5 protein-coding genes are annotated in these 3378 nt (G+C 66.5%); all 5 read right to left on the bottom strand.

Features of this window, described 5'->3' with window-relative positions; translation table 11 throughout:
• A partial coding sequence (locus AC2VOU_RS02490; RefSeq protein WP_486955936.1) for an RskA family anti-sigma factor occupies positions 1 to 499 on the bottom strand: 499 nt, incomplete at its 3' end.
• Positions 496 to 1059: a sigma-70 family RNA polymerase sigma factor gene (locus AC2VOU_RS02485; RefSeq protein WP_486955935.1), complete on the bottom strand. Its 564-nt coding sequence runs from the start codon at positions 1057 to 1059 to the stop codon at positions 496 to 498. The genes AC2VOU_RS02490 and AC2VOU_RS02485, both read right to left, overlap by 4 nt.
• Before the next feature lie 98 nt (positions 1060 to 1157).
• Positions 1158 to 2426, bottom strand: a complete 1269-nt coding sequence (locus AC2VOU_RS02480) for a class I SAM-dependent methyltransferase (protein ID WP_486955934.1) — start codon at positions 2424 to 2426, stop codon at positions 1158 to 1160.
• Positions 2423 to 3121: a DUF1365 domain-containing protein gene (locus AC2VOU_RS02475; RefSeq protein WP_486955933.1), complete on the bottom strand. Its 699-nt coding sequence runs from the start codon at positions 3119 to 3121 to the stop codon at positions 2423 to 2425. Before AC2VOU_RS02475 ends, AC2VOU_RS02480 begins: the two co-directional genes overlap by 4 nt.
• On the bottom strand, positions 3115 to 3378 hold a 264-nt coding region (locus AC2VOU_RS02470), incomplete at its 5' end, for an FAD-dependent oxidoreductase (protein ID WP_486955932.1). The genes AC2VOU_RS02470 and AC2VOU_RS02475, both read right to left, overlap by 7 nt.

Below are 3378 nucleotides of genomic sequence, written 5' to 3'. Positions count from 1 at the left end.
TCCCGGGAGCAGGCGGGGGCACGTTGTTCATGACCAGCACGCCGGCGCCCGTGTCGCGGGAGAACACCACGGTCGCTGTTCCGGTCGCCAGCGGGCGGGAGACCGTTTGCACGTCGGGTGCGGCCAGCACCTGCTCGGCCACTGTCGGTGGTGGCGTGGGCCGCAGGGCGATCCCCGCGCCGAATGCCGCCAGAACCAGCACGGTTGCAGCTGCTGCGGCGAGAATGACTGCACGTCGCCGAGATTGAAGGCGAGTTCGCCTGTTGACTGCGGCCAGCACCGAACTGCGCAATTCTGGCGGCGGGTCGGCCGCGGTTGTCACGGAAAGGATCGCCATCGTCTCGCCGACCGCGAGTACTTCATCGGTGAAGGCCTGCGCGAGCGGCGACGGCAACACGGCGATCTGTCGGTCGACGTCGGCGCGCTCGGCGGCGGAGAGAGCGTGCAGACCATAGGCGGTGGCCAGGCCGAGCAGATCGAAGTCGGTCGGCTCGGTCATGGCACACCCAGACATTGGCGCAGGCTGCGCAGCGCGTCGCGCATGCGTGATTTGATCGTCGAGACGTTGGCTGAAAGCCGCTCCGAAACCGCGGCATACGTTAATCCTTGGTAGTAGGCCAGTTCGATGCACTGCCGCTGCTTGTCGGTCAGCTCGTCCAAGCAGTGGGCTACCCGGCGGCGTTCATCATCGGCAATCGCGGCTTCGGCGACGACATCACTGGGTGGCTCGATGCTGGCTGCGCCGTAGCGTGATTCACGCCGACTAGCGGCCTGCTCGGCGCGCACCCGATCGACGGCACGCCGGTGCGCCATGGTGATCAGGAAGGCCAGGGCGGACCCCTTGGTGGCGTCGTAGCTTGCCGCGGTCCGCCACACCTCCAAATAGATCTCCTGGGTGGTTTCTTGGCTGTATCCGGCATCACGTAGCACCCGATTCACCAGCCCATACACCCGCGGTGCGGTCTTGTCGTAGAACGTGGCGAACGCGTCGACCTCGCGGCGTGCCACCCGGTGCAGCAGTGCGTCCAGGTCGCTACTGGGATGCGGAGGTTTGGTCATCGACCGGTAGCCTAGCCGCAGCGGTGCCCGGGTTAGGATCGCAAACCCGTCCATGACCGCGTTGCTGCCTCACCGAGCGGGAACATCAGCACGAGTTATCACGTGGCCGAGTGGGCGAAGGTCCACTGGTACACGTCCAGATAGCCCGCACGGAAGCCGGCCTCCGAGTAGGCCAGGTAGAACTCCCACATGCGGGCGAACACTCCGCCGAATCCCAACGCGGTGAGCGCGTCGCGCCGCTTGCCGAAGCGTTGCCGCCACAGGCGCAGTGTCTCGGCGTAATGCGGTCGCAGCGAACTCAGCTCCACGGTGCGCAGGCCGGTGCAGTGTTCGGTGATGTCGAGGATTGCTTGGGTGGACGGCAACAAGCCGCCGGGGAAGATGTATTTCTGGATCCAGGTGTAGGTACGACGGCTAGCCATCATCCGATGATGCGGCATGGTGATCACCTGGATTGCGACCCGCCCGCCCGGGGTCACCAGCCGGTCCAGGGCTTGGAAATAGTTGGGCCAGCAACGATAACCCACAGCCTCGATCATCTCCACCGATAACACCGCGTCGTAGCATCCGTCGACGTCGCGGTAGTCGCACAGGTCGATCTGTATGCGGTCAGACAGCCCTGCAGCAGCGGCCCGCTGCCGTGCCAGCCGTTGTTGTTGGACCGACAGTGTGACCGAGCGGACGTGTGCGCCGCGGGCGGCCGCACGCAGGCAGAGTTCGCCCCATCCGGTACCGATTTCGAGGACTCGACTGCCCGCCCCCACCCGGGCAGCGTCGAGCAGCCGATCGATTTTGCGGCGTTGCGCGTCGGCCAGATCGGACCATGACGCGGGCAACTGTGCGAACAGTGCACTGGAGTAGGTCATCGTCTCGTCGAGAAACGCGGCGAACAGATCGTTGGACAGATCATAGTGAGCGCGCACGTTGCGCCTGGCCTGGGTTGGGCTGTTGGCGTGCCAGCGGGGTTGGCGCTTCAGCGCGATGGGACGCAGCCGCTGCAGCGCGGTGGGCACCAGATCACCGACTGAGGTGGCGAACACCGTCAACACCTCGGCCAGCTCCGGTGAGTGCCACTCGCCGGCCATGTAGCCTTCGCCGAACCCGATCAGGCCCGCCCGTCCGATCCGGTGGGCCAGCCGCTTCGGGTCGCTGATGACCAGGGTCGGCGACGTCGGATCGGCGGCACCGATCACCGTGCCGTCCGGGTAGACAAGGCGCAGCGGTAACCGCGCCGCGGCCCGCCGCAGCAGCCGGTCGGCGACCACCGCCGATGCTGCGGCCACCGGTCCCGAGGGGACCCTGGCCAGCTCTGGCCACTGTCCCAAGTCGATTGTCTCCGCGGCCAATTGAGTTGCAGTGGTGTTCACCGTTTCACCACCGGGACTCGCCGCAGCCACAACGCGATACCCTGCACCCGAATACGCATCGCAACCACCAGCGGCGCCAGTGGCGCCAGCAGCTGCATCCGCGCGACACGACCCGTGGTGGCCGGGGCTCCTGTGCCGCGCAACCGGGCGGCGAACGCCGGACGGTTATCGCGGTACAAGGACACGTTTATCGCCACGCTACGGTCGGGGCGGGGGGCGTGCACCAGGTAGTCACCGTCCACTGGGTTGAACGGTGACACGAAGAACCGCTTGGCCACCTGCACCGGTTTGTCGGCAGGTGGCAGCAGGTAGGGGTGACGCTGGCCGTAGGTGTTGTGCACCTCGGCGATCACGTGCTGCAACACGCCGTCGCGGTCATGGCACCAGAAGATGGTGATCGGGTTGAAGACGTATCCGAGGACCCGTGCCTGCAGCAGCGCGGTGACCCGGCCGTCGGGCAGGGCCGCGTCATGCTCGGCGAGGAAGCGGTCCACTCGTTGACGCAGCGTGTCGCCGGGGCGACCGTCGAAATGGTCGCCGGCGTCGAATCGGGCGAATGGGCGAAGCCACCGCGGCAGCCGCGGCAGCGCGTCGACGTCGACATACCAGCTGTAGCTCCGGTAGTTGAACTCGTGGCACACAGGAGCCCTCCGGATGTGGGTGATCGTGGTGCGGTAGATCGCCGGTGTCAACATGAGAACACCTTGCCGCGCATCGTGGTGGCCGGCCAGTAGGCGCCGAGTCTTCGGGCCGCCCGGACTCCGGACATGGCACCGTCCTCGTGAAACCCCCAGCCGTGGTAGGCGCCGGCGAAGGCGATTCGGTCATCGCCCAGCGTCGGCAGTAGGCGTTGGGCGGCAACGGAATCGCGGGTGTAGAGCGGATGATGGTAGGTCATTTCGGCGATCACCGTGTCGGGGTCAATGACGTCAGCGCCGCCAAGTGTCACCAT

The organism is Mycobacterium sp. TH-M25 (assembly GCF_057473665.1).
Note: the sequence above shows the minus strand (reverse complement) of the source record. Positions and strands in the feature narration are given on the sequence as shown.

What these genes read in the sequence shown, in the direction of transcription:
- AC2VOU_RS02475 (WP_486955933.1), bottom strand. Translation starts at nt 3,121, where the DNA reads ATGTTGACACCGGCGATCTACCGCACCACGATCACCCACATCCGGAGG.
- AC2VOU_RS02485 (WP_486955935.1), bottom strand. Translation starts at nt 1,059, where the DNA reads ATGACCAAACCTCCGCATCCCAGTAGCGACCTGGACGCACTGCTGCAC.